Raw genomic sequence first — 25,939 nt, 5'->3', positions numbered from 1 at the left:
GGCGGTGGCGGTGGTGGCGCAGTTTTGCCTGTAGTCACTCCGGCAACGCAGGCTGCCTCTAAGCTGGCTGTAACTGAAACGGTGAAAAATGCAGATGGTACTGTGAAAGTGCTGGTGAAGATCAGTGACAGTGTTTTAGAAACAGAATTGACGAAATGGACAGGCAGCGCCAGCAGGTTGTTGTTTCAAATTCCAGAAGCGGCAGACGAGGTGGAATTGTCAATTACAAATGCACAGTTGGCTAAGATCATAGCCAAAGATGCCACGGCTATAGTTGAGGTGCAGGGAATTGATAAAGGATTTATCATACCGGGCAGTGTGCTAAAGTCTGCTGCCGGTAGCGACGAGCAGTCATCCGTCATTCTCCAAGCAACTCTGGCGAGCAAAGAAACTGTAGAATCAGCAAAACAACTGCTTCTCCTGCAGTCCTTGAATGCAATCGGAACTCCTTATGAATTCTCAATAAATGTAACCAACGGCAGCGGGGCTTCACACGAAATTAAAGATACAGAGCAGTATATCGGCCATGTATTTTATATTCCTCAGCCATCCGGAGTGAGTGCCGATATACTATCAGCAGTAATGATTGATACAGCTGGAAAACAAGTCATTACTGTGCCTGCAACGTTTGTTCAGGAAGGCGACAAGATTAAGGTAACTGCTTATCGTAAGGGCAATTCGATGTACACGGTTGTCGCGGGGCAAGCGGGATTTAAAGATGTATCTGCAACTCACTTTGCTAGTGAGGCAATTGGGAAACTGGGTGCCCGGAGGATCATCAGCGGTTACACGGATAGCACCTTTAAACCGGAAGGAACAGTTACCCGAGCCGAGGCTGCTGCTCTGCTGGTGAAGGCGCTCGGCTTAACTCCAGTATCTGCAGATTTGAACTTCAAGGATGTTAAAAAAGAAGCCTGGTATGCCAGCGCTGTGGCTACAGTTGTCCAAAGTGGTCTGTTTAAAGGATATCCGGATGAGACCTTCCGGCCGAATCAGACGATTACTCAGCAGGAGATGATCAGCATTATAAATCAGGCGTTAGTCTATGGCGGATTCAAATCAGCAACTGATGTGACACTTCAGCAGTTTGAGGCTTCTGCCGGATATAAAGCCTGGTCGAAGTCCGCTGTTGACGCGCTGATTCGGGCAGGGGTCATCAAGACCAGTGATGTTTTTCCGATTCAGGCAAATAAGAATACAACACGTGCTGAAAGTGCTGTACTCATTTATCGTTTGCTTAGCGTTCTGAAGATGATCTAAACTTTTATTCTACGACCAAGACGTATACGGATACTTTGTTCCTAAGCGAGCATCGTACACCGGGACGTCTTTTTTTTTGCGGGTTCATTGGAAAGTGAAAGAGCTGTACAGCTCGAGAGGATTGCGAAATGACGAATTATGCATCTGCCAGTTCTGATTTATGTACGCTGTCTTTTGGCAGCAGAATAGGCATATAAGGCCGCTGAACCGTTGAACGCAATATGCAGCAGAATGGTCAGGAGAATAGATTCCGTTGCCTGGGCAATCACCCCGAAGAACAGACCTCCGCTCACCGCAAAAAGCATAAACCGGGTGCTCTCTGCATTAAGCTTGTAATACTGCAAATGAGAAACTGCAAATAGAACGGCCGTAATAATCACTGCCAGACTTAAATTCGGAAAGAGGCCATTCCCAAGCTCGAGCGTGAACTTTTCTCCCAGGCTTTGATGGCGTACAAGTATAGGCAGTATCAGACCGCGAAAGGAGATTTCCTCAAATACCGGATAGGTGATAACAAAATTAATACGATTAAAAAGACCTATGGGCGAATAGCCGGAGCGCCTTGAAATGAGCAAATTGATGGGTAGTATTACCAGACATAGCGGTAGAACTGTCAGAATATTACGGGGCAGATGAAACACATAATTCTCTTTGATAAACAGGCTTGCTGCTATAAGCAGAAATCCCCAGATATAGATGGTATACCGCATGAAGCGTTTGTCAAATAGACCGGTTATCCATTCCACAATTTTAAATGAGAACGATATCAACACTGCAGCAATTAAAGCCCCTAACATTAGCATTTCATAATCCCCTTTGCAGATCATTCCTCAGACTAATCTAATTTAGCCGCTAACCAGCCAGCACATATATGATAAAAATAACAAAAATGAGAGATTTAATCCAAAGCAGCTTAAATATGATAATATTAAGGAAAATTTTTGAAGGGGAGACCTCGTCTGTGGAATATTTGCATTTCTTGCCGGTTTTTAATGCGATGGTATGGTTTGGCATTCTGTTGTTCGTTGTGTACGGTATTGATTTTTATAGGAACTACCCTGCAGCCCCTTTTGCGTACGCCAGCCGAAGACCTTCTTGGCACAAAGTAACGTTAGAAGTTCTTATCTTTGTTATTCTATCCTCTGTGGTAGTATTTGTGCTTCATCCGTTCGACAGCTCACTTCTGATGTCTTTGGTGCTGATCGGCATTATTATTACATATATTTTGGGCTCAGGAAATCGTAAGTACCGGGAATCTGCCCGTTTAGGGTTAATGGCTGTACATAGTTTGCTGGGCGCTTGCTTTTTTGGCTTATTCGCGATGAAGCTAATGGACAGGCTCAAAATCACGCTTAACCTGAATATGACGGACAACTACGATATCTTATATTTCGCCTATCACCAGAAGCGGCCGGTAGTGTACGGATTCTTCATTCTGCTTATTGTTTTATATTTTGTAATCGGCAGGCTGTATATGAAACCGGTCTATAACTCTTATGCGGGGGACTACCGGATACATCCCAGAGTCAATATCAAGCTGGTGAGCGGTGAAACCCTGCCGGGGATGTATCTTTTGCATCATGCAGGTAGAGGTGACATTATCGCCGGAGACCATATTCACCGTTCGGAGGCAGCCCATATCTATTGCATTAACCGGGACCACATACTGTACATTGAAGCCGCGGGCAGTGCGCAGTGATTGGATCTATAGAGGATGTACGATTACGATCAGGGGCTGAGAGCCAGAGTATATTACGACAAAAAAAGCCGGATCAAAGCCAGCTTTGTCTATCCCCACAAATACCGCAAGGAAGGCGTCATCATCTGGGCTATCCTTGAAAGGTATTGAATAGTATGCTGAAAGGGGATATCAACCGGAAATGAGGGATACAGATGAGTTTTTTTGACAAATTTAAAGCGGGTATGACTGAAGCCGGGAACAAGGCCATGAACGTCGTCGAGGTAAACCGTTTGAAGCTGCAAAACAGCAGCAAGCAGAATGAAATTGACAGGCAGTATCAGGTGATGGGCAAAATGCTGTTTGAAGCTACGCTAAATGAATTAACCCTGCCTAAAGAAGCCTTTGCGGTAAATATGAATCGTGTGCTCGTACTGAAATCCGAGATCGAAGCCAATCTGGAGCAGATTGAAGCGCTGGGGGACGGGAAGCATTGTAAAAACTGCGGCAGCAGTGTGCCGGCGGAAGCGCGGTTCTGTCCGAACTGTGGGCACATCTTCGAAGCTCCGCGTGAACCGCAGGTTCCGCAAACTCCGCAAGAGCCTAAGATTACGCAAACGCTCCAAGCCCCGCAAGCACCCGAGGCGAAGGTAAACCCCCTGTCACTGGATAAAAAAGACACCGGGGGCAACTAAGCAACATGGGTCAGAGAACAAGAAAGGGCGAGTTCAGCTGGGTTGGCAGCGGGGAGAAGTATCTGGATCATCTCAAGCCGGGAACTTTTGAAAATATGGTGATTGGCCGGTATGGCGGTAATTCGCTGGCAGGCGCGGACAAAAATGAAGACGGGTTATTCATTCTAATTGGACCGGGCGGGACCTGGGAGTTCAGTATGCTGTTGGATGCCCATAATACGGCTGAAAGTGCAGAGCTGCTGATCAGGACAGTCAAACATATCTCCAGCGAGATTGAGCAGTGTCTTTCGCGGCCTATCCATGTGGCCTTTAAGGATTTGGAGACGCTGTTGCTTACGACCCTGGGATCTGATGATTTCAGAAGCCAGTGCAAGGAAGTTACAGGTGAAACAGCGTGCCTCATATGCGTGCGCAAGGAAAATTATTTGTGGTGGTTTTCGGTGGGCGACAACTCGGTGTATCTGCTGCATCCTGAACTGGCTGCCAGGGGACAATACCTGCTGAATCAGCGTAACTATTATGAGTGGATCGGATATGTAAATACCTTTGATCAGCCGGTAGCCTGCTTCTCCTCTGGGGTCAGGGAATTGAGAAAAGGACGCAATGTGATCGTCATGACCACAGATGGCCTTTTGGAATACGGGCGTCTGGAGCAGGGCAGGCAGACCTTTGAGGATCCGGGCAAGCTGTACCAAGCATTTTATAATGAAAAAAATTTGCAGTCCTGTGTAGAGGCCGCAATCTTGGAAGTACATGAAGCGCAAGGCCGCGACAGTGCGACCGTTATTGCCTGGAGTTACTATAATGAGCATGCGGCGGTAATGCCGAGTGATGCCAATAAGTGATTCGGCGTGAATTTCAGAAAACTCTTAGCTCAAGCGTACAGCTTGGGCTGTTTCTATTGGACAATGTGATAGAGTTACAGTGATGGATTATGCATCCAGCGGAAGCGGGGTTATATTATAGTGTTTATAATCAAATGTTCCCCGGAGTTACGATAATACCCCTTTTAAAAGATCTAAGTTTCATCGTTACTTGATACGACGTAGAGAGGATGAAGCCGATGGCTGCAACGACCGCTTTTTCAAAATCAATAGAACCGTATTTGAACTACACGCGAATGCCCTGGGGCAGATTGTTTTATCTGACGGCCTGGGAACAAATCGGCACTTTCATGCCTGATAAGAGCCAGTCTATCTTGGATATTGGCTGCGGCTTCGGTATTTCCAGTAATGAATACAGCCGGAGAGGCCACGATGTTACGGGTATTGAGCCGACACCGGAGATGATTGCGATTGCGGCAAAGGAAGTTCTAAACGTCTGCTACCTGGGTGATTCCTTTGAGCGAGTAGCGGGTAATCTGGGAACACACGACTGGATCTTTTGCCACAATATTCTGGAATATACGGAGGATCCGGGGCAGTTTGTTCAGCGTATTGGCGGCTGTCAGCAGCAGAATGGTTATGTATCGCTAATTGCGCATAATCCGGCTGCGAAGGTCATGAAGAAGGCCATCCTGAATAAAGATCCGGACAGCGCGCTTGCCAGCCTGAGCAGTAGCAAGGAATACAGCGGACTTATCCAGACGGAGTTTACCGTATATCCTTATGAGCAGCTGGCAGGCTGGCTTCAGGCTGCAGGCTATGAAATTGAAGAACGCTTCGGGATACATAATCTATACGGCTATGTCGCAGATAATGAAATCAAGCAGGACGGAGACTGGCATAACCGCATGGTGCAATTAGAGCTGGAACTCGGCAAGCTGAGTCCTTACAGGGATGTCGCCATTTTTACGCATATTATTGCTAAGAAAAGCATCTGATGACAGGCAGAGTTACTTTGGAACGGAGGAGCGGCGGGCGGTACCAGGCGCTGGAACAGCTGGAGTTCGTATATAAGGAAGATATAGAAACAACCCCCTACAATTCGGTTCCATAGACCGGTTAGAGAAGGGGGTTTTTTGGCTAGACAAAAAAGTCCGTGAAAATCCGTTACATTTGTTTCCGGATATCCTCGTCGCCTGCTGCCGGGAACTGGTTGCGGTAATCGGTCGGGGAGATGCCCTCCAGCTTTCGGAACGAACGGATGAAGGAATTACGGTTATTAAACCCCACTGCCGCCCAGATGTCCTGAATTGGCAGATCGGTGCGGGCGAGCAGCTCTTTGGCTTTTCCAATCCGCAGCTCCTGCAGATACTGATGGAACGGCTTGCCCAGCTCTTTTTTGAGCAGACGGGACATGTAGTTGGACGTTGTATGAAATTTGTCTGCCAGCAGGTCGAGATGAATCTCCTCCTGATAATGCATGTCTATAAATTGTTTGAAGATCACGGACTGAGGCCCGTCCGTCTCCGGATTTACCGCCTCCATAATTGCCTCCAGAAACTCAGTAAGAAACTCCATCGTTCCATCTACAGACAGAGGGTTATCCGAGAGGATTCTATGGAAATACTCCCGGTAGGCGCCATCCGGCAGGGTGGTGTCTTTATGCTTCAGTACCTCTGAACCGATCACAAAAATCTGCAGATACAGCTCTTTAAGTCCGATTTCATTCAGCCCCCCGGACAGATGCGGGAGCACAACCGTTTCTAGCAGCCCGGACAGCTCGTCTTTTTTAGCGGAGCAGACCACATTAAAGATCTTTCTGCTGTCGCCCGCACTTAATAATGCCTCTGCCTTCTCAGATTCCGTTCTTACGGAATAATGAATCCGCTCATGCTGCAGCGGTGAGATGCGCCAGATGGCCTTCATGGCCTCAAGATAAGATTCTTGCAACCCGGCGAATCCTGGATGGGTCTCTCCCACGCCAATGGATGTCTCCTGAACATCATGATCCATGTGTAGAGAGTCCTGAACGAGGGTGAAATATGTGTTCAGCTCCTTATGACGGCCGGTAAGCTGCGGCACATTGGCCAGCAGGCTATACACATTATCCTCTATTTCCACAACGATCCACTGCCGGGCAGCCGGGATGTGCTCCTTCAGCAGCTGGAGAATCCGGTTGCGCGCTATATTTTGCTCGCTCTTGCTGTATTCTCCAAGAAATGGCCCGGCAAACTTGACCCGGATCAGAGCTGTGACAAAGGAAGAGTGCTCGAAGGAAAAACCGCTTTTCTGAAGGAATGCTTCGGTCTCCTGATGGTCGGGAAGCCGCTTGAAACGCAGAAGGTTCACCATCCACTGCTCCAGTGCCATCGGATAGATGAAGGTTAATTTGTCATTGAGCCTGCTGACATCATCGAGCATCCTGTGGAACACTCTGTCCAGCAGCTTATACTCGTTGGCCGGCGGACCTGAGCCTGCTGCAGGCAGCTTGACGATCAGGGATTGAAGAGGGGCATACAGCTTCCGGCTAAGCAGAAACGAGATGAGGACCGAGAGGAGCAGAGCGAGTATATTCAGCAGATTGCCCCAGAATTTGATAACACTCATACTCTCCTCGATGTCGGTGACCGGCACAAGGGCAACCATGTTCAGATTCTTGAATACGAAGCGGGTGTTCATCTGTATCGCCAGCATCGCATTTCCGCCGATTTCGGTTTTGAGATGGGACTGATCACCCGCTTGAAAGGTTTTTAGAAACTGGCTGATTTCCACATCGGGCGTGTCCATCTCCGTGGAAGCGATCACCTGGCGGTCATCACCCAACACAAACAGCTTACTGTTGGGGGTGAGCTTGGAGTCCATTAGCAGTTGTACGAGTGAATCTACCTTAACGCTGATGACAAACAAATCGTTGGATTTATATTCGGCGATGGCTGTCTGGACGACAGGAAGAATGTAGGCACCGTTTTGGGAAACGGACCTGGATGGAGGAAGAATCTGAAATGGCCTGTTTTGGGAGCCGTAGGCGTTCCAGAAATCCTCGGTGTAGAGCTCGAGCTGCCGGCTCCGGCCAAAGAAGTCAGCAGCAGGGTAGGTGCCCTGATCGCTGATGACCAGTCCGTCCCGCTTCTTATAAATAAAGACGTTGTCTATATATTCATTCATTAAGCGGATGCGAGCGAGCGAACGGATGCTTTGGGAGACGCGGGCATATTTGGCGTGTGAATCCACAGTGAAATTGGAGGAGAAGACCTGCATCGTCGCTTCATCCAGTGACAGTAAATAATTCAGGCTGTAAATTTCCGTGAACACGTTGTTTAGCCCGTCAGCAATATTGCTTAGCACGGTATTGTAATTCTCCTTCATTTGCGTCTCCAGATAACCCAGGTTGACCCGGTAATTGATGAAGCTCACCAGCTGGATGAGCGAGGCCAGGACGAGAAAGCAAAAGAAAAAGCGGTACATCATGCTCCGGAATTTACCTTTGACGAATGCAGTAACTCTCCTTCTCACTATTGTCTCCCCCTCTGTAATCTGAAGATAGGTTTAAGTTCAATAATAGTAGGTGAGTACAAAAAATTACTACTCCTATGACAGGTATAATAACATAAAAGGCTAAAAGTGAGACAATTAATAAAAATGTATTTCGAATTTGAATTATTTTTGTCATTATATATTACACGAATTGCATTCTGTCTCTTTTTAATCCTAACGAAATGTCCTTAAATATGACGTAGGAACTACGAGGAGGTGAGTAGATGAATCGTGTGATGATCATGGGTAAAGCGCACAGCAGAGCGGTACGAAAGGAGGGGCGGATGAACCGGACGCGGAGGATCATCAGAAAAAATATTCATTATTATATTTTGCTGCTTATCCCGCTGCTGTATATTCTGTTATTCAGCTACGGGCCGATTATCGGCAACATTCTGGCCTTCCGCAAATTTGTCCCCGGCGGATCGATTTATGGTGAAGAGTGGACGGGGCTAAGGTATTTCAAAATGTTCCTTGGCGAGGCGAGCTTTTGGAGAGCGTTCAACAACACCTGGCTGCTGAATATCTATCATTTAGTATTTACTGTGCCGGTATCGATTCTGTTTGCCTTGATTGTAAATGAGATAAAACCGGCCAAGATGCGGAATCTGGTCCAGACGGTTTCTTATTTGCCGAATTTCATTTCTGTTGTTGTTGTTGTCGGGCTGATGACGGAGCTGCTATCACCGACCTACGGGCTGGTTAATGAGCTGCTGGGGATGCTTGGGATTCCGCCTACCTTTTTTATGAATGAAGCAGCGTGGTTCCGGACTCTGTATATCTCATCGGAGATCTGGCAGTTTACGGGCTGGAACTCGATTATTTTCTTTGCGGCCATTACCTCCATTGACCATCAGCTGTACGAGGCGGCGGATATGGACGGAGCGGGGAGGCTGCAAAAAATCTGGCATGTCACGCTGCCGCAGATTATGCCGACAATAGTGGTGGTCTACATTATGTCCTTCGGCCATTTGATGACAGTTGCCTTTGAAAAGGTGCTGCTGATGTACACGCCAAGCAACTCGGAGCGCAGCGATGTGATTGAGACGCTTGTCTACAGGATCGGCATACAGAGCACCAACTACAGCTACTCTACAGCAATCAGCTTGTTTGGAGGCCTCCTTGGACTCGTAATTGTAGTCACCGCCAATGCACTGGCCAAGAAGTATACCCGCTATTCCTTATATTGATCCTGAAGAGAGGAGACTGCCATGCGCACCATTAGAAGAAATGAGGAATGGGTCTTTAGGCTGGTTCTCGCGCTGTTCATCGTCGTCGTATGCGGTGCGGTGCTGCTGCCGTTTATACATCTGCTTGCGGTATCCTTCAGCAGCTCTGCGGCCAATGCCGGCGGGAAAGTAGCCTTTCTGCCGGTGGGGTTCCATATTAAGGCCTACCAGTTCATCCTGAGCCACCGGGATATTCTCAGCGGTTTCCGGAATTCAGTGCTCCAGACGACAATCGGCACGGTGCTAAGTCTCCTGCTGATGACGATGTGTGCCTATCCCTTGTCCAAAAAAATCGCCGGCCAGTCCTTTATCATCTGGATGATTATGCTGACCATGCTGTTCAACGGCGGGATGATTCCTACTTATATGATGATCAAGGGTCTGGGTCTGCTGGATTCGATCTGGGCGGTAATTCTGCCGTTCTGTATTACGCCTTATTATTTAATGCTGATGATGAACTTCTTCCGTGAGTTCCCCGAACCGATTGAGGAGGCGGCACTGATCGACGGACTTAATCCGATTCAAATCCTGTTTCGCATGGTGCTTCCCTTATCGAAGCCGATTCTGGTGACAATGGCGCTGTTCATGATTGTCTTCTACTGGAATAACTGGTTCAGCTCCCTGATCTATTTGAATAAAACCAGTATGTATCCTATTATGCTGATCGTGCGCAATATTCTGGATGGACAGCAGCTTGTGAACAGCGGGATGGCGGGGCAGGACACAACCAAGTACATCTCCACTGCTTCGCTGAAAGCCGCTTCCATCATGGTAACCTCACTTCCAATCTTTATCCTGCTGCCCTTTACACAGAAATATTTCACCAAAGGCGCCTTAATCGGTGCGGTTAAAGGCTAAAGTTCACACAAAGAGCTAAGAGGGAAAAGGAGAGAAATATATGACAAAGAGTATGAAGTCGTCAGGAAGCGGCAGCAAAATTAAGGCGGGAGGGGTGATACTATCGGCTATGCTACTGCTAAGTGCGTGTTCCGGCGGGAAAGGTGCGGCGGAAGTCTCCAGCAATGAGGTAGCTGCGGCGGACAGCGGACCTGCTACCCTGACCATGCTGCTGGCCGAAGGCGGGGTGCCGTTCAGCAAGGATTGGCCCACACTGGTGGAACTGGAGAAACGGACGAATGTGGAGCTAGATGTACAGGCAGTTCCCTCTGATTATCAGAGCAAAGCGAAAATTGTACTGAGCTCCGACAAGATTCCGGATATGGTGACGAGCGTGGAGCAGCCTACAGTGCTGGAAATGAGCGAGACCGGTGTGCTACTTCCCATCAGTGACTATATGGACAAGCTTCCGCATCTCAAGAGCCGGATTGAAGAGTTCCAGATCGAGGAGGAGCTGGATAACTGGCGGGGGACGGACGGCAAGCTGTATGTTGTACCCTTCATGAAGGATTATGCCAACTACAATCGTGCACCGCTGATCCGCTCCGATATTCTGAAGGAGAACGGACTGCAGGCGCCAGCAAATATGGACGAGCTGTACACCCTTTTGAAAAAGCTGAAGGAGCTGTATCCGGACAGCTACCCGCTGACCGGGACCAGCGCGGAAAATCTGCGGACGATGTTCGGGACCGCCTGGGGAGTGGATGCGAACTACAAGGGTTTTGTCTATGATGAAACCGCCGGGCAGTACGACTACTTATTTACGAGTGACAAGTATAAGGCCTATCTGATCTATCTCAACCGGCTGATTGATGAGGGGCTGGCTGATCCCGAGATGTTCACCTCTACCACCGACCAGCTGATGCAGAAAATGTCTACGGGTAAAAGCTTTGTCTATTATTTCTGGAATGGCGAGCATAAGAGTGCTATAAATCTGCTGGGCAAGGAGAACAGCGGTCCGGATTTTGAAATCTCGATGCTGGAACCAATAGCAGGTCCTGCCGGTAAAAAAATGCTGGTCGGCGACCGGATTTCAAACGGCATGGTCATCCCGGCGTCTGCGGCGAAAAAACCGTATTTCGATCAGCTCCTGAGCTTCATTGATTACCTGTACTCCGACGAAGGCATTGATCTGCTGACTTGGGGGACTGAAGGCGACACCTATAACATAGTTGACGGAGAGAAGAAGTTCAGTGATGAGATGCTGAAAAAGGATAACCTGAACCGGGCGCTGTGGGAGATTGGTGCTGCTAACGGCTCCTACGTGATGCTCTGGCCGTACAAATGGTTCGCGGCGGTACTGGGCGACCCTGATTTTGAGAAAATGACAGAAGTGGCAAATGAGGAAGGCTGGTTCGCGGATGTTACGAAGGTGCCTTCCCTGTCGGCGGGGCAGCGCGAGGAAGAAAATCTGGTCTATGCGACTGTGAATGATTATTTTGCCAAGATGACGGAACAGTTTGTATACGGGACGAAATCGATTGAGACGGACTGGGATGCTTATGTGAAGGAAATGGACTCGATGGGCGTCGGTAAGCTGAAGAAAATGTACAATGATTCGCTTAAGTAAGTGAGCTGAAGGGGGCTTTGACCATGACAATCAATGAGACGAAGCAAAGAATCGCAATACTCCAGGCGACATTGGCCGGGCGGGGAATTTCCGCCCTGGTCGCTTTTGCCAATGGCGCGCGTGAAGGAGCGGGCACTGTGCGGTATCTGACAGGCTGGATGCCCTTCAGTTCGGAAGTATTCCTGGTCGTTCCCGCGAAGGGAAGTGCAGTCATTGTATCGGCGGATAAAAACCGGGCACGGGCCTTCCTTATGCGTTTTGGCGGGGAGGGGGAGGTTGTGAAAACAACGGATCTGTACGGCTCGCTGCAGGAAGTGCTGGCGAAGCTGGTGCCGCCCGGATCAGTACTCGCCTATACGGGTGCTGATGATTTCACAGTCGCGCAGTCGGCCAGGTTCTTTGCCCTGCTGGATGCCTACGAGAAGCTGGAGGGAACCGAGATTGTGAATGTACAGCGGTTGGAGCGCACGCCGTATGAAGTGGATAAACACCGGAAGGCAACGGAAATTGCCGATAAAATGGTGGCGCACGCCATGGGTATCGCCTCGGTTAAGGGAATTACCGGGGCGGAAATTATGGCCGAGGTGGAGTATATGGGCAGACGGCTCGGTGCGGACTCTGCCTCCTGCTGGCTGGCGGTTGGTGAGCGCCCGCCGGAAACGTATTTTGAGCTGTTCGAGCTGGTGGAGCCTGTAGGTCCTGATTCACGTGTGCAGATCGGCACAACTGTCTGCCTGGACGGTTATTACGCGCAGGTGTTGAGAATGGGGATGTTCAAGGAGCCCTCTCCTGAGCTGCAGCGTATTTCCGGAGCTATTCTTGAAATGCAGGATGCAGCGCTGGCCAAGATGGCGGTAGGCACGCCGGTCCATGTCCTCGTGGATGTGCTGGAGTCCATGATCGATGAATACTGCCCGTATACAAGGACGGAAGATCCGTTCCGGTTCCAATCCATTCACGGAATGAGCAACAGCTACAGCGATCCCGGTGTTGCCCCTTTCCTGAATGCAGGCAGAGATCAGTCAAGGGATGGCGATTCGGCGAGGGTAACTGAAAATATGGTCTTTGAAGTGCATCCCAACTTCACAATGCCTGAGCTGGGGCATGTGTGTCATGGGGATACGGCCGTTGCCGGGAAGGACGAGGGAAGCTGGCTGTCCAAGACGCCGCGGGGAATCTATTATCTGTCATAGCCTGAAGGCAACCGGAAGGTTAAGCGAACGGCAATAATCTTATTTGAGGGGGAGACAAGCTATGCGTATTGGTGTCGACGGGAAATACTTGCCCGGAGGGCATAATCTAAGTCCTGTAGAGAAGCTGGAATATGCTCATAGTCTGGGCCTGGAGGGGGTGTTCTTCCGCACCATCCTGCACATCAGTCCCAATCTGGACCGTGCGGAGATTCAGGCTGTACAGCGGAAAGCGCAGGAGCTCGGTATGTATCTGGAGGCCGGGCTGGGCCGGGTCAATCCATACACAAATCCAGAAACCCCGGAGCTGCGGGCGATTGGCAGCGGCGATGTGCTGCTCGGCTTCCGCCGCATGATGGAGGCCGCGGCGGAGGCCGGTATCCGCGAGCTTTGGGTCTCCACTGGCGGTGCCAAACCCTACAAGGGGATGTTCGCCACGGACCGGTTCCGCACCGATGTGACCTGGGAGGAGCAGCTGGAGGCGACAGAGCGGCTGCTGCTGAAGCTGAAGCCGCTGGCAATCGATCTGGGGCTGCATCTCAATATGGAGACCCATGAGGAGATTACTTCCTATGAAATCGTCCGCCTGATAGAAGCGGTCGGAGCCGATGTGATGGGCGTGGTGTTCGACACCGCCAATGTGATGATTCGCGGCGAGCATCCGGTGCTTGCCGCCCGGCGCCTGGCACCTTATGTAAGGCAGACACATATCAAGGATGCCTATCTAGAATTGACCGATGGAGGCGTCTATCAGCGGGCGATGCCGTGTAAAGGCGAAGGTGCTATTGATTTCTGTGAGGTGCTGAAGGAGCTTAATCGCTATAATCCTGAGCTGACGTTATCATTCGAAGCGCAGGTTCCGCACGGCGGGCGGACGCCCGGCGAACCGATGGTCATTGAGGTGTATGATCCGCAGTGGATTCAGGGACATCCGGATCTGACGCGTGAGGATTTGGCTGCTTATTATGAGCTGGCGCGGAATTACTCGGAGCGGATACGCAGCGGTCAGGCCAAAGGTTGGCGGGCACTGAATGCAGAACGGTTTGAAGAAGAGGAAGCGGTACAGGCGGTTATTGCCTCCCGGCGTTATTTGGACGGATTGTGCCGGGAGCTGGGTATTCAGCGGGAGCAGGCGCCGTCCCATGTCTGAGGTTCTGGCCGGGCGCCGGGGTATCTTTGCCAAAGAGCTGTTTGCTCCTGAACTCCCTGTGAGAGAAGCGATTGTGAGAGCGGCGGAACGGGGCTTTAACGGCCTGTATCTGGGTTCGCCCACCAGTATCAGTCCGGAGCTGGACCGGAAGGAGCTGGAAGAGGCAGGACAGTTTGCCAAGCGGGCTGGGATTGTCCCGGGTATCTCCGCAGGCATGCTCAACCCTTACCAGCCGGGTCGTTCGGCAGAGGCGCTGGAGGCGGGCGGCGGCGATCTGGCGCTAGGCCTGCTCAGGCTGATCGAAGCCGCCCGGTGGGTCGGCCAGCCAGAGGTGATGCTGGTCGTCGGTACAGAATACGACCGCTTTAACCGCTCGCTGGAGTGGAGCGAGCAGCTTAGTGCGGTTGCCTACCTGCTGCGCCGGATTCAGCGAGATGTCCGCTCCATCGGCTCGCGAATTCTGATCAAGACGCACCAGGAGATCACCTCCTGGGAGGTTGCGCGCCTGCTGGATCAGCTGGATTCCACGGTATTTGCGGCTGCCTTTGATCCTGTGAATCTGATTGTGAGGATGGAGAGTCCGCTGGCTGCGGCCCGGCGGCTGGCCGGGCGGATCGGCCAGGTGCATGTGGATGACGCGCAGCTGCTGTGGAGCGGCAGCGGTTTGGCGCGGGCTTTATGCCCCGCCGGGAGCGGTTGCATCCCGTGGCCGGAACTGATCGGGCTGATCCGTAGGAGTGATCCCGGAGCCTGGTACTGGGGAGAGCTGCATCAGGCGGAGCTGGTCATGCCCTTTCTGAGCCCCGGCTGGTTCGGGGATCATCCCGATATCAGCCTGGCAGAGATAGTGTCATGGCTGGCCGTCGCACAGCCGCTGGTTCCGGCTCCGCCGTCACTTATTGGTGTGAAAGATGAGCGGGTCACCGGTTTGCTGGCATTCCTTGCTGCCAGCTGACATGGAGAGATTAGCATGTTTCACCTGAATACACCCTCGATTCTCTATACGCAAAAACGGATGTTTGCCCGATTGGGGCGGTATCCGTTTTTGTTTGTCTGAAATTTTGGCCAAATGGTTATCGAAAGGTTACTTAAAGCAGCAGTCCCGGCCCAGCCGGATTTGCTGCTTTTTTGTACGACTTATTTTTTGGGGAGGGGTGCAATTCCAAACAAGCAGAACAGCGATCCTCAATGCGGAGGATCGCTGTTCTTTTTAATATTATTGAATTTATCCCGTCTGGATTCGCCCTCAATAGACCTTGCCTACTTCCGGCCTAGCTTCCGGGCAAGGAAGAGGATCAGGATTAAAGAAACGGCAATAATCACGATATTGAATCCCAGCCTGCCCTGAAACCAGCTGGTGTCCGTAATTGCCGCTTCCGGCACCTGCTGGAGTTCTGCCGCCCCAAGCCGGGCAAGCGGCCGATCTTCTCCGGCGATATAGTCCTTGAAGTTCACAATGTCATACTGCGGTGCAGCCGCCTCAGCATTCCCGTAGAGCAAGCGGTAAGGCTGGGCTCCGTCAGCAGCAAAAACGATCCGGTCCAGCAGGTATTCCAGCTTCAGCCCGGACAGCGCTATTGGAGCATCATCCTGATTATGGATGACGATCCGCAGGATGGGCGAGGATGAAGCCTTCACAGGAACAATAGCTGTAGAGGTAATCTCCGTATCCTTGAAATCCAGCCGGTATAGTTCTCCGGTGCCTGTTACGGGAATGACTCTGCCTTCGCCGTCATAAAGCTCATACCTGCGGGTGAAGCTACCGCTGCTCTCCAGCTGCAGCCCGGAGACTCTCAGCCGGTCATCATTGTGAATGATAATCTCGGTGCGTTTGTCTTCTTCCTGAATCTCATACGCTGCTTCCTGCTGCTGCTTAAAGAGTTCAGCCTTGATTACCCGGTTGCTATGCTGCAGGGTCAGGGCAGGAAACTGCAGATCCGCCGCATTCTTCTCTGCCACCAGCCGGTAATAGCTGAATTTGTAAGTGCTGCCAAGCTCGATGCTATTCTGTTCACGCCCATCCACGGCGTACAGATCACCCTTGGCTACAGGCTCCCAGGCAACGCCGTCATAGCTGCCAAGCAGTTGTACGTGAAGCAGGAAGTTCTCAGCCGGAAGCTTAAACTCCAGCCGGTTGCCTTGGATATCGGTGTTCTCGGCCAGCGGTGTAATCCTGTAATCGAAAAGGGTACTCCCGCCCTTCTTCGCGCTGTGCACCAGCGTAGCGGAGTAGGTTATGTTATGTTCCTCCGGGCGCTCTTCTCCGCTCTCCCTGTAGAAGGGAACATACTTGCCCGTATTGTCTACGATCCGCAGATCGCGCAGATCCTCTGCCGCACCCCTGTATACCTCAGGATCAAGGTAAAGTTCATAATAGGCTGCCTGCCCGGGGATTACAATCTGCTTCGAGTACCGCCATGCCTCGCCGGCGCTCTCTTCAGCTGCGGCAGACAACGGCTGTCCGGCGGAGAGCAGGTTAAGAGAACTGAACAATAGAAGCATAATACTAATCTTGTGGAGAATCCTGTTTCGCCTCTGCATAGACTTCCTCCATTCTGGCCGATACCCGCTGATAGAGATACGAAATGCCCAGCAGGCAGAGGCCGAAGCTGAAATAGGCGATGATCTTGCTGCCGGTATTCAGCAGCATCAGATCATAGAGCAGCAGCTTACCGGTAGCCAGCAGCGACAGGGCCAGACCGAACCGCCGGATGTACACATATCTGCGGCGGAAGCCGAACATGATGAACAGCACCGCGAGCAGCAGATAAGTGAGGCTGAAGATCAGACCGCCATCGTTCTGCCGCAGCTGTACCCCAAGGAAAGCCGTAACGATTGCCAGCAGATATACGCCCATCACCACCGGATACAGCTCCTCATTGTTGTATTCACGCTTCAGCAGTGTCTTCAGCAGACGCCCGCCGCTCTGCCAGACGAACAGATTGAAGAGGATTAGCAGTCCGAGTGCAGCATAATCCGCCGCCGTATTATCGGAGAAATTAACCTTAAGGCTATGCTGCCAGGTAGTGAGGGCGAGACAGATGACATAACCGATCGCGTACAGAAAATAAACCATGTATGCCACGGTGGCATCATAGAGCACTTTGATTTTCGGCAGCGCATAGGCCAGCCCTAACGTCAGCACGGCCGATAGCAGCATTCTGTAGAATGTGGCGCGGGTGAATTCCTCAGGTACATACAGGTTATACAGATGCAGCGATTCATAGAGGATATAAGCATAGGTGTTCACCAGCGCTGCATATTTGAACCAGATACCGGCCTGAACCTCGGCAGGGGAACTGGCAAGCAGAATCTCCCGCCGGGAATGGCGGATGGCGTAAACGAGAGTGACAACTAGCATCCCTGCTGTGATAAAGGTGTATTTTAGCGCAAAATACGGATTGTCGTAGATGATCACAGAGTAGGCAGATGAAGACTGCATTAGCACATCGATAAAGAAGAAGAGGGCCAAAGAGAGCAGCAGGATGCCCCAGCCGATCCGTTCGATCGCTTTGAAGCGCTGCAGATGGCCGTAAACCGTCAGTACAACTGCCTCAACCAGCCAGCCGATAGACCACCAGACGGTACCCAGCTGAAACGGAATCATCAGTACGGCGAAGGTGAGGGAAGTGGCATAGAAGAGCAGCATACTCTCTTTTTCCTGTCCCATCATCTTCTCCAGCAGACGGCCGAGTCCCAGATACAGCAGGCAAAAGGCGAGAGCAAGCGCTCCTTTGTACGCACCAAGCCCCGCATCCAGGAACAGTACATACAGGATTAAACAGCTGGTCATTGTGTTGCAGGCGAGCAGCGCGAAATCCCACCAGGACAGCTTGGTCCGGTACTTGAACGGGTACCACAGCGTAATTCCCAGGTACATGGCGAAGGTCAGAATGGAATAGAACATATTTATGCCATAGCTGTCCGACAGATTAATCAGCAGTAGCATCGAAGGTGTATTGAACAGGAAGCTGATGTAATTGACAACGATCCAGCGTTTGCGCAGGGAAATGAGCACAATCAGCAGATTCAGCAGGAACAAATAACCCATAGCTGCATATACTGCGCCTCCCTCCAGGCCAAATGCGAATATATAGGAGAACAAGGGCAGGTAGCCTCCGACCAGCCCCATGGAACAGATGGTCCGCGACTCATACCGGAGCGATAACAGAACCGCCGTTAGCGTAACGAGGACTGAGAGTGCAAGGCCGGGATAGATCCCGATAATCTCAAGCAGGAAATAGCTGTAAAAGATGGAGCCGTACAGCACAGAAACCCCGCCGCCGAGCAGCCCCAGCGCAAAGGTGCCTCTGCCTCTGCGGAACAGCCACTCGCCGCCGCCCAGCATTAAGGCGCCAAGCAGGAAGAAGGCGCTGCCCTTCATATATCCTGTGAACCAGGTGGAGTAGCTGTATTTGAAGCCAGCGCCGACAGCCAGGATCAGCAGCAGGATACCGAGCCGGTTGATCCAGTTCAGCCCGATCTTCATCTCGATCCGGTTCTGTCTGCGCCGCCGCCGGATTGTCTCCTCGCTGACCCCTTCCGAAGCCAGCTCATCCAGCCGGTGATCCACTTCTGCCGCGAGCGGCCGTTCCGCTTCCAGCAGCTCCGCCCGGCGCAGAAGAATACTCTCGTTCAGTCTGGCTGACAGCGCCTCCAGGCTGGTGCGGATCTCTTCACTGTCCTTCCCGAGTAGACGGTCTGCCGTGCGGTACATTTCTGCGATACGCTGCTTTGTCCGAAGCTCAAAAGCGGTCAGCCGGTCATGCTGGGCAGCGCTTTGCGCGGCAAAATAGGTATGCAGCTTCCTGCGGGACAACCGCAGTATCCCCAGCTTCTCATCCAGAATCTGCTCGGTCAGTGCCGTACGCAGCTCTGCATTCTCTTGCTTCAGCCTCATTCCCTGAGCCTCGGTCTCGGCCAATGCCTGTTCTACCGCGGCCGCCCGCTTCTTCAAAGCTTCATTCTCATTCACCAGATCACTGCCTTCATAGGCTTTGATCAGCTCCTGATACTCTCCCAGAAGTACATCCTGCTGCTCTTTTATGGCCCTAAGACGATCTTTGAACTGCTCCATAAGCGCCCCCAATGGCTTTTTTATCTTAATAGCTTTATTCTACTATAAACAAAGAAACAAAATCTTCCTTTTATGTGCGTAAATTCATGCTGTTGTCACAAAAACGTGAACCTGTGTGCAGGCAGCCATTCACCGGTTAAATCCGCAGCAGCCGCCCGCTAAAAGCAAAAAAACCGCAAGCCTCCAGGAGCTGGAGAGGCTTGCGGTTTTTTGAATGCCCAGGTGCAGGTTTTAACGCTGGAGGCTTTGGCCGTTAGTGGCAATAACGTCCTTGTACCAGTAAAAGGATTTCTTGCGGTAGCGCTCAAGCGTACCGGTGTTATCATCGTGACGGTCTACATAGATGAAGCCGTAACGTTTGCTGAGCTCTGCGGTAGAGGCGCTGACCAGGTCGATGCAACCCCATGAGGTATAGCCCATCACTTCAATGCCGTCTTCGATGGCTTCACCCACCTGAACCAGGTGATCATTCAAGTATTTTATCCGGTAGTCGTCATTAACTGTCGGCACACCGTCTTCGCCTGTGATCAGCACATCCTTGGCGCCGAGTCCGTTCTCTACGATGAACAATGGCTTCTGATAGCGGTCGTAGAACATGTTCAGCACATAGCGCAGACCCTGCGGGTCAATCTGCCAGCCCCATTCACTGGCCTCCAGATAGGGATTCGCTGCACCGCTGAACAGGTTGCCTTCAGTTTGATTGCGTCTGCTGTCGTCGCCGGTCTCACAGATGCTCACGTAGTAGCTGAAGGAGATGAAGTCCACTGTGTGCTTCAGAATCTCAGCATCTCCAGGTTCCATATGAATCTCGATGCCATGCTCTCTGAAATAACGTTTCATGTAGCCGGGGTAAATCCCTCTCGCATGAACGTCCCCGAAGAAATAGTTCAAATGCTCCGTCTGCATTGCAGCGATCACATCATCCGGATTCGGAGTGAGCGGATAGGTCGGCATGCTGAGAATCATACAGCCGATTTTGGCTTCAGGGTCAATCTCATGTCCAATCTTCACGGCCAGCGCACTGGCTACCAGTTCGTGATGGATAGCCTGGTACAGATTCTGCTTGCTCAGCTTGTCCTTCGGCGTATAGATGCCTCCGCTCATGAACGGTTCATGCAGAATAGAGTTGATCTCGTTAAAGGTCAGCCAATATTTCACTTTACCCTTGTAGCGTGTGAACAAGGTTCTGGAGTAACGCTCGTAGAAGCCGACCAGCTCACGGTTGACCCAGCCGTTATAATGCTTGGACAGGTGCAGCGGGGTTTCGTAATGCGAGATGGTTACCAGCGGCTCAATCCCGTATTTATGGCATTCGTCGAACAGATCGTCATAGAATTGCAGACCCTTCTCATTAGGCTCCAGCTCATCGCCGTTCGGAAAGATCCGGGACCAGGCAATGGAGGTACGGAACACCTTGAAGCCCATTTCGGCAAACAGCTTGATATCCTCTTTATACCGGTGGTAGAAATCAATCCCCACCAGCTTCATATTATCTTCGGTTGGCACTTCGGTGATAGGTCCTTTGATGCCTTGCGGAGCCACGTCCTGGGTGGACCAGCCCTTGCCGTCCTCATTATATGCGCCTTCACATTGGTTGGCCGCTACTGCGCCGCCCCATAAGAAGCCTTCAGGAAATTGTACGCTCATTGATATCCCGCCTTTTTATTGATGTTGTGAGAGTTATGGTATGCTTATAATATGTCCTACAATTGCATGCTAAATGTTGTAACGCGTTACATGTCAAGTATATTTTTTGAAAAGTTAAGGAGAGTCTCATGTCGAATCTTGATCAAATTGCCAAGCTGTCGGGATTTTCCAAAGCCACCGTGTCGAGAGTGCTGAATCATTCCCCCCATGTGAGCCAGGCGACGAGAGATAAAATTACGAATATCATGGAGGAGCTGGATTATGTCCCAAACGGCAATGCGATCTCCTTATCCAAAGGACAGACCCAGCAGATCGGCATGGTTACGGAGGGTATTAATGAAGTGATGCTGCCGTTCCTGAACAGCTTCGTCGAGACGGCCAGCCAGCATGGATACCAGACGATTATATATACTTCGGGCGGCGATCCCCAAAAAGAGCTCCAGGCCTTCGAGGATATGCGCAGAAAAAGAGTGGATGCGCTGGTTATCAGTACTTGTGTCAATGATCTGGCCCTGTTAGGCTCCTACTGCAAATATGGTCCGATAGTTTCCTGGCAGCGGATGGAGCTTCCGGAGATTGCTTCGGTTGCGATGAACCAATATGACGGCTATATGCTGGGGCTTGAGCATGTTATTCAAAGGGGATACACCCGTATTGCTAATGCATTCGGCAGGCCCAGCAGTATGAATACCCTTAGCCGCATCAACGCTTATGAGGACATGATGAGAAAGTACGAGCTGCCTGTATACCCCCACTGGTCACGTACCGGTGTATATTCTATCCGTCAAGGAGAGCAGCTGGTCCGGGAGTTGCTGGGCGGCGCAGAGGAGCGGCCGAATGCCATTCTATGCGCCAATGACCTGGTAGCGGCAGGCATTGTGAGTGAAGCACGCCGGCAGCAGCTGCGGATTCCGGAAGATTTGGCTGTCGTTGGCTTCGACAATACAGAGCTTGCCCACACGCTCGGGATCACCTCCGTGTATAATCCCATTGCTGACCAGGCGAAGAACGCCTTTCATCTGCTGCTGAGCAAGCTGAAGGGTGTGGAAGAAGAGCAGCAGATTCTGCAGTATTGTCTGGTTCAGCGGGCCACTACGTAATAATCCAAGAAAGAAGAAGAGCCTTCCTGAACGTCATTCATGACGTTTGGGAAGGCTTCTTTTTTAGGGTGGTTTTATCTTCTACCGTAAGCTCGACGGCGTATTATGTCTGAATTGTTTGAACACCCGGTTGAAGGTTCTTACATTCGTAAATCCGCAGTCGAGGGCAATATCGATGATCGACTTATCCGTATTCAGCAGCATCTCTTCCGCCTTGTTCACCCGGATATGGTTCAGGTAGGAGATAAAGCTCATGCCTGTGGTGCTCTTGAAGAACCGGGAGAAGTAGAACAGGCTCATATCCGCCTGCTTGGCTGCATCCTCCAGGGTGATCATGCTCGAATAGTGGGTCTCCAGATAATCGAGTACGGCCTGCATGATCTTCATGCTGGTCATCCGCCGCTTGTCCTTTTTCTGATCGGCGGGCTCACAAGGGAGATGCCGCAGGATCATCCCGCAAAGCTCATACAGCATTCCGGTAATAAACAGCTCATGCTGCGGTAACTGGGCTTCAGACTCCTGATTTAACTGGAGAATAAGCTGAGACGCCCTGGAAAGAAGCTGTATTCCGGCAGCTGTGTTTGTGTCACCAGCGGTGATAAAAGGGCTTGTCAGGCGAACGTCCTTCGGCCAGCCTCCGGGGCTGCCGATCAGCTGGGGATTGAAAATCAGCAGCAGAATGGTCGATTCGCAGTCACTGCTATCATAATAGTGAATGTCTCCGCTGCTGCAAAATGCCATATCTCCCTTGTGGAGAACCCGGCTCTCCAGATTAATCCCCATGCGGATGGAGCCCTCACACACATACATAAGTTCAAGATCATTATGCCAATGGGCAAGAAAATTCAAATTATGCGAATAATCGCAGCTGAACGGGAGGGTGGAATGATACAAGCGGTTTTCATGATAGGCCTTCATACCGAGCTCCTTTGATTTATTAAGAAACAGCAAGCCATTTATTCTTGGATAATAGCAAAAAATGACCATCCAGGCAATGAAAATGACGAGCCGTAATAGAGCGCTTGCATTACAATTGAACTGAGTCGAGTATACAATATCCATTCTTTTTAATCCAAAGGAGCATGTAATCCATGACGAAAAAAGCACTGATTGTTAGAGGCGGATGGGATGGGCATGAACCGGTCCAGGTATCTGAAGTTTTTGCTGAACTGCTGCGGGGAGAAAGCTTTGAAGTTGAGATCTCCGATACGTTAGATAGCTTCAAGGATGAAGAGAAGTTGCTGGGGCTGAATCTGATCGTTCCAATCTGGACGATGGGCGAGATCAGCAATGAGCAGCTTCAGCCTGTACTGAAGGCCGTAGAATCAGGAGTAGGTCTGGCAGGTTGCCACGGCGGCATGTGCGATTCCTTCCGTAACAGTGTAGAATGGCAATTTATGACCGGATCGCAATGGGTGGCCCATCCGTTTAACGACGGCGTGGATTATGAGGTCAACATGGTGCCTTCCAGCTCCAGTCCGATTGTTGAAGGAATTAAGGATTTCAAAGTGAAATCGGAGCAGTATTATCTGCATGTAGATCCTACGGTGAATGTACTGGCAACCACTACTTTTCCAGTAAGCGAAGGGCCTCATTCCGCGAACGGGGCCATTACGATGCCTGTCGTGTATACCAAAAAATGGGGCGTGGGCAAAGTGTTCTATAACTCCCTTGGCCATCATGCCGACATCTTCGATATTCCGGAAGCAAAAGAACTGATGCGCAGAGGCTTCGTTTGGGCCGCCAAATAACTCAAGTTACTATATAACGTAAGGTGGGATCGGTTTTGGATAAGGTTAAGGTCGGAATTGTCGGCTGCGGCAATATCAGCGGGATCTATTTTGAGAATCTTACACAGCTGTTTGTAAATACAGAGGTATTCGCATGTGCTGATGTGTTCAGAGAACGGGCAGAGGAAGCCGCTGAGAAATATGGCATTCCGCATGTCTGGACTACTGAAGAATTGCTCGCTTCTGATGAGATTCAAATTGTTGTCAATTTGACTACACCGGCGGGGCATTTCGAGGTATGCAAGCAGGCCTTGCTCGCAGGCAAGCATGTCTATGTGGAGAAGCCACTATCGCTTTCGCTGGAGCATGGGAATGAACTGGTTAAACTGGCGGAAGAAAAAGGCCTAATGATCGGCTGTGCGCCGGATACCTTCCTTGGAGCCGGGCTTCAGACCTGCCGGAAATTAATCGATGACGGGTTTATCGGGGAACCCGTAGCGGCATCGGCGTTCATGGTCTGTCATGGGCATGAGAGCTGGCATCCGGATCCGGAATTCTATTACAAGGCTGGCGGAGGTCCGATGTTCGATATGGGGCCTTATTATCTTACTGCGCTGGTATCTCTGCTGGGACCGGCTGCGACGGTATGCGGCATGACCAAAACTTCATTTCCGCAGCGTACGATTACCAGCACGAAGAAGTTCGGGCAGAAGATTGACGTTGAGGTGCCGACCCATGTTGCCGGTACGGTGCAATTCGTCAGCGGTGCAGTAGCCACAGTCGTTACTAGCTTCGATGTCTGGGATAGTACGCTGCCCCGCATCGAGATTTACGGGTCCCGCGGGACATTGATTGTTCCGGACCCCAATACCTTCGGCGGGCCGATCCTGCTGAAGCCGGCGAATGGCAGCGCGTTTACGGAAATTCCGCTGGTGCATAATTATGCCGATAACAGCAGGGGGATCGGTGTCGCTGACATCGCGGACTGCATTGCGTCCGGCAATAAGCCGCGGGCGGCTGGAGAGCTGGCCAATCATGTCCTTGAAATTATGCATGCCTTCCATACCAGCTCGGACACCAAACGTTATGTGGAGCTTGCCTCCCGCTGTGAACAGCCAAGACCTTTGCCGCTTGGCCTCATTAAAGGCTATCTGAGTTAGAGCCATCCAGTGATTAAATTATAAGGAGTCTGAAATCATGACGAACATTAAACCCAATCAACCGCTTGTTACCCACATCTATACTGCTGATCCGTCAGCCCATGTTTTTGAGAATAAAATCTATATCTACCCTTCACACGATCTGGATCACGACGGGCCGGATAACGATAATGGGGACCAATATGCGATGGAGGATTATCATGTATTATCCCTGGATAACTTCGATGCTTCTGTCGTGGATCATGGGGAAGCCCTGCACCTGCGGGATGTTCCATGGGCTTCTGCCCAGATGTGGGCACCGGACGCTGCCTACAAGAACAATAAATACTATCTGTACTTTCCTGCACGTGATCATGACGGAATATTCAGGCTGGGTGTGGCAACGGGAGATTCTCCTGCCGGACCTTTCCACGCAGAGCCGGATTATATCAAGGGCAGCTACAGCATAGATCCTGCCGTATTAGTGGATGAGGACGATCAAGCTTATATTTATTTCGGCGGGCTCTGGGGCGGACAGCTGGAGAAATGGCAGACCGGCAGCTTTGAGCCGTCGCAGACAGAGGGACCACCGGCAGACAAGCCGGCGATCGGCCCGCGTGTAGCATTGCTGAGTGAAGATATGCTGTCATTTGCGGGAGAGCCGCAGGAAATTTCGATCGTGGATGAAGACGGCAATCCGATTCTCGCCGGTGACGAAGATCGGAGATATTTTGAAGGACCATGGGTTCACAAATACAACGGTTATTACTACCTGTCATATTCAACCGGTACTACTCACAAGCTGGTTTACGGCATCAGCAAGAATCCGATGGGACCGTTCACCTTCAAAGGGACCATCCTTACTCCGGTCATCGGATGGACGACCCACCATTCTATCGTCCAGTTTGAGGATAAATGGTATCTGTTCTATCATGACAGCTCCTTATCCGAAGGCGTCAACCACAAACGCTGCGTGAAATATACAGAGCTGAAATATAATGCCGACGGAACCATTCAAACGATAGATCCTTATGCAGAGTAAGCTTTCAGGAAATAGAATGAAAATATAGTGTACTGCAAAGTAGAGGACTGCGGATATCTGCCCTAGGGGAGAATCTGCAGTCTTTTTACATGTCTGCGCTGCGCATTTATTCGCATTCTTACACCTTTGAGGGATGGAAAATCGGCGTCAAAACTCTATACTTTATGTGTAAAATAG

22 protein-coding genes are annotated in these 25,939 nt (G+C 50.9%); 16 read left to right on the top strand and 6 right to left on the bottom strand.

Translation table 11 applies throughout. The features are described 5' to 3' along the window. Positions 1-1,260 (top strand): S-layer homology domain-containing protein (locus L6H70_RS15720; RefSeq protein WP_236334702.1); only part of this gene is annotated, 1,260 nt, incomplete at its 5' end. A gap of 158 nt (positions 1,261-1,418) precedes the next feature. Here the strand turns inward: L6H70_RS15720 and L6H70_RS15715 are convergent. Further along, positions 1,419-2,063: a CPBP family intramembrane glutamic endopeptidase gene (locus L6H70_RS15715; protein ID WP_236334699.1), complete on the bottom strand. Its 645-nt coding sequence runs from the start codon at positions 2,061-2,063 to the stop codon at positions 1,419-1,421. 158 nt (positions 2,064-2,221) lie between these two features. On the opposite strand from L6H70_RS15715, the gene L6H70_RS15710 reads away from it, so the two are divergent. The 5 genes from L6H70_RS15710 (at position 2,222) to L6H70_RS15695 (ending at position 5,455) form a co-directional block, all read left to right on the top strand. Further along, positions 2,222-2,959, top strand: coding sequence for a hypothetical protein (locus L6H70_RS15710; protein ID WP_236334697.1), 738 nt, complete (start codon positions 2,222-2,224; stop codon positions 2,957-2,959). 15 nt (positions 2,960-2,974) lie between these two features. Further along, positions 2,975-3,109: a hypothetical protein gene (locus L6H70_RS28705; RefSeq protein WP_279306761.1), complete on the top strand. Its 135-nt coding sequence runs from the start codon at positions 2,975-2,977 to the stop codon at positions 3,107-3,109. Between the two features lie 44 nt (positions 3,110-3,153). Next, positions 3,154-3,633, top strand: coding sequence for a zinc-ribbon domain-containing protein (locus L6H70_RS15705; RefSeq protein ID WP_236334694.1), 480 nt, complete (start codon positions 3,154-3,156; stop codon positions 3,631-3,633). A 5-nt stretch (positions 3,634-3,638) separates the two neighbouring features. Then, positions 3,639-4,478 carry a PP2C family serine/threonine-protein phosphatase gene (locus tag L6H70_RS15700; RefSeq protein ID WP_236334692.1) on the top strand — a complete coding sequence of 280 codons (840 nt, stop codon included), beginning with the start codon at positions 3,639-3,641 and terminating at the stop codon, positions 4,476-4,478. A 218-nt stretch (positions 4,479-4,696) separates the two neighbouring features. Beyond that, the gene (locus tag L6H70_RS15695) at positions 4,697-5,455 is read left to right on the top strand and encodes a class I SAM-dependent methyltransferase (RefSeq protein ID WP_236334689.1); all 759 of its coding nucleotides are present in this window, start codon (positions 4,697-4,699) and stop codon (positions 5,453-5,455) included. Between the two features lie 169 nt (positions 5,456-5,624). Here the strand turns inward: L6H70_RS15695 and L6H70_RS15690 are convergent, their stop codons facing one another. Next, positions 5,625-7,970 carry a helix-turn-helix domain-containing protein gene (locus tag L6H70_RS15690; RefSeq protein WP_236334687.1) on the bottom strand — a complete coding sequence of 782 codons (2,346 nt, stop codon included), beginning with the start codon at positions 7,968-7,970 and terminating at the stop codon, positions 5,625-5,627. Positions 7,971-8,215: 245 nt separating this feature from the next. On the opposite strand from L6H70_RS15690, the gene L6H70_RS15685 reads away from it, so the two are divergent. From L6H70_RS15685 to L6H70_RS15660, 6 genes are all read left to right on the top strand, one after another. After that, positions 8,216-9,181, top strand: a complete 966-nt coding sequence (locus L6H70_RS15685; RefSeq protein ID WP_236334684.1) for an ABC transporter permease — start codon at positions 8,216-8,218, stop codon at positions 9,179-9,181. Positions 9,182-9,202: 21 nt separating this feature from the next. Beyond that, a complete protein-coding gene (locus L6H70_RS15680) occupies positions 9,203-10,078 on the top strand; it encodes a carbohydrate ABC transporter permease (protein WP_236334681.1) in 876 nt (291 codons plus the stop codon). Positions 10,079-10,118: 40 nt separating this feature from the next. Next, positions 10,119-11,687, top strand: a complete 1,569-nt coding sequence (locus tag L6H70_RS15675; protein ID WP_236334679.1) for an extracellular solute-binding protein — start codon at positions 10,119-10,121, stop codon at positions 11,685-11,687. Positions 11,688-11,710: 23 nt separating this feature from the next. Further along, on the top strand, positions 11,711-12,880 hold the full coding sequence (locus L6H70_RS15670; RefSeq protein WP_236334676.1) for a M24 family metallopeptidase: 1,170 nt from the start codon (positions 11,711-11,713) through the stop codon (positions 12,878-12,880). A 61-nt stretch (positions 12,881-12,941) separates the two neighbouring features. Continuing rightward, the gene (locus L6H70_RS15665) at positions 12,942-14,027 is read left to right on the top strand and encodes a sugar phosphate isomerase/epimerase family protein (RefSeq protein WP_236334674.1); all 1,086 of its coding nucleotides are present in this window, start codon (positions 12,942-12,944) and stop codon (positions 14,025-14,027) included. Further along, on the top strand, positions 14,020-14,982 hold the full coding sequence (locus tag L6H70_RS15660; protein WP_236334672.1) for a sugar phosphate isomerase/epimerase family protein: 963 nt from the start codon (positions 14,020-14,022) through the stop codon (positions 14,980-14,982). Before L6H70_RS15665 ends, L6H70_RS15660 begins: the two co-directional genes overlap by 8 nt. A gap of 305 nt (positions 14,983-15,287) precedes the next feature. Here L6H70_RS15660 and L6H70_RS15655 read toward each other — a convergent pair whose 3' ends face one another. The 3 genes from L6H70_RS15655 to L6H70_RS15645 form a co-directional block, all read right to left on the bottom strand. Continuing rightward, positions 15,288-16,520 carry a DUF3999 family protein gene (locus tag L6H70_RS15655; RefSeq protein ID WP_236334670.1) on the bottom strand — a complete coding sequence of 411 codons (1,233 nt, stop codon included), beginning with the start codon at positions 16,518-16,520 and terminating at the stop codon, positions 15,288-15,290. Positions 16,521-16,533: 13 nt separating this feature from the next. Then, on the bottom strand, positions 16,534-19,104 hold the full coding sequence (locus tag L6H70_RS15650) for a DUF2339 domain-containing protein (RefSeq protein ID WP_236334668.1): 2,571 nt from the start codon (positions 19,102-19,104) through the stop codon (positions 16,534-16,536). 231 nt (positions 19,105-19,335) lie between these two features. Beyond that, positions 19,336-20,751, bottom strand: coding sequence for a glycoside hydrolase family 1 protein (locus L6H70_RS15645; RefSeq protein WP_236334666.1), 1,416 nt, complete (start codon positions 20,749-20,751; stop codon positions 19,336-19,338). A gap of 128 nt (positions 20,752-20,879) precedes the next feature. On the opposite strand from L6H70_RS15645, the gene L6H70_RS15640 reads away from it, so the two are divergent. Next, the gene (locus tag L6H70_RS15640) at positions 20,880-21,851 is read left to right on the top strand and encodes a LacI family DNA-binding transcriptional regulator (RefSeq protein ID WP_236334664.1); all 972 of its coding nucleotides are present in this window, start codon (positions 20,880-20,882) and stop codon (positions 21,849-21,851) included. Between the two features lie 81 nt (positions 21,852-21,932). On the opposite strand, the gene L6H70_RS15635 is transcribed toward L6H70_RS15640, so the two are convergent. Further along, complete coding sequence (locus tag L6H70_RS15635; RefSeq protein ID WP_236334662.1) at positions 21,933-22,769, bottom strand: AraC family transcriptional regulator; 837 nt, start codon at positions 22,767-22,769, stop codon at positions 21,933-21,935. 173 nt (positions 22,770-22,942) lie between these two features. Between L6H70_RS15635 and L6H70_RS15630 the strand changes: the two genes are divergently transcribed. The 3 genes from L6H70_RS15630 to L6H70_RS15620 are packed head-to-tail and all read left to right on the top strand — an operon-like array spanning position 22,943 to position 25,762. Next, positions 22,943-23,602, top strand: coding sequence for a ThuA domain-containing protein (locus L6H70_RS15630; protein WP_236334660.1), 660 nt, complete (start codon positions 22,943-22,945; stop codon positions 23,600-23,602). A 35-nt stretch (positions 23,603-23,637) separates the two neighbouring features. After that, a complete protein-coding gene (locus L6H70_RS15625; RefSeq protein ID WP_236334658.1) occupies positions 23,638-24,741 on the top strand; it encodes a Gfo/Idh/MocA family protein in 1,104 nt (367 codons plus the stop codon). 37 nt (positions 24,742-24,778) lie between these two features. After that, positions 24,779-25,762 carry a glycoside hydrolase family 43 protein gene (locus L6H70_RS15620; protein WP_236334655.1) on the top strand — a complete coding sequence of 328 codons (984 nt, stop codon included), beginning with the start codon at positions 24,779-24,781 and terminating at the stop codon, positions 25,760-25,762. Positions 25,763-25,939: the final 177 nt, after the last annotated feature.

Origin of the sequence: Paenibacillus auburnensis, assembly GCF_927798115.1 — a bacterium.
Lineage (GTDB): Bacteria > Bacillota > Bacilli > Paenibacillales > Paenibacillaceae > Paenibacillus_AQ > Paenibacillus_AQ auburnensis.
This window is presented reverse-complemented; position numbering and strand designations above follow the sequence as displayed.

Excerpts from the sequence above, each read along its gene's own strand:
- L6H70_RS15715 (WP_236334699.1), bottom strand. The coding sequence starts at position 2,063 with ATGCTAATGTTAGGGGCTTTAATTGCTGCAGTGTTGATATCGTTCTCA.
- L6H70_RS28705 (WP_279306761.1), top strand. The coding sequence starts at position 2,975 with ATGTACGATTACGATCAGGGGCTGAGAGCCAGAGTATATTACGACAAA.
- L6H70_RS15705 (WP_236334694.1), top strand. The coding sequence starts at position 3,154 with ATGAGTTTTTTTGACAAATTTAAAGCGGGTATGACTGAAGCCGGGAAC.
- L6H70_RS15700 (WP_236334692.1), top strand. The coding sequence starts at position 3,639 with ATGGGTCAGAGAACAAGAAAGGGCGAGTTCAGCTGGGTTGGCAGCGGG.
- L6H70_RS15695 (WP_236334689.1), top strand. The coding sequence starts at position 4,697 with ATGGCTGCAACGACCGCTTTTTCAAAATCAATAGAACCGTATTTGAAC.
- L6H70_RS15685 (WP_236334684.1), top strand. The coding sequence starts at position 8,216 with ATGAATCGTGTGATGATCATGGGTAAAGCGCACAGCAGAGCGGTACGA.
- L6H70_RS15680 (WP_236334681.1), top strand. The coding sequence starts at position 9,203 with ATGCGCACCATTAGAAGAAATGAGGAATGGGTCTTTAGGCTGGTTCTC.
- L6H70_RS15675 (WP_236334679.1), top strand. The coding sequence starts at position 10,119 with ATGACAAAGAGTATGAAGTCGTCAGGAAGCGGCAGCAAAATTAAGGCG.
- L6H70_RS15670 (WP_236334676.1), top strand. The coding sequence starts at position 11,711 with ATGACAATCAATGAGACGAAGCAAAGAATCGCAATACTCCAGGCGACA.
- L6H70_RS15665 (WP_236334674.1), top strand. The coding sequence starts at position 12,942 with ATGCGTATTGGTGTCGACGGGAAATACTTGCCCGGAGGGCATAATCTA.
- L6H70_RS15660 (WP_236334672.1), top strand. The coding sequence starts at position 14,020 with ATGTCTGAGGTTCTGGCCGGGCGCCGGGGTATCTTTGCCAAAGAGCTG.
- L6H70_RS15650 (WP_236334668.1), bottom strand. The coding sequence starts at position 19,104 with ATGGAGCAGTTCAAAGATCGTCTTAGGGCCATAAAAGAGCAGCAGGAT.
- L6H70_RS15645 (WP_236334666.1), bottom strand. The coding sequence starts at position 20,751 with ATGAGCGTACAATTTCCTGAAGGCTTCTTATGGGGCGGCGCAGTAGCG.
- L6H70_RS15640 (WP_236334664.1), top strand. The coding sequence starts at position 20,880 with ATGTCGAATCTTGATCAAATTGCCAAGCTGTCGGGATTTTCCAAAGCC.
- L6H70_RS15635 (WP_236334662.1), bottom strand. The coding sequence starts at position 22,769 with ATGAAGGCCTATCATGAAAACCGCTTGTATCATTCCACCCTCCCGTTC.
- L6H70_RS15630 (WP_236334660.1), top strand. The coding sequence starts at position 22,943 with ATGACGAAAAAAGCACTGATTGTTAGAGGCGGATGGGATGGGCATGAA.
- L6H70_RS15620 (WP_236334655.1), top strand. The coding sequence starts at position 24,779 with ATGACGAACATTAAACCCAATCAACCGCTTGTTACCCACATCTATACT.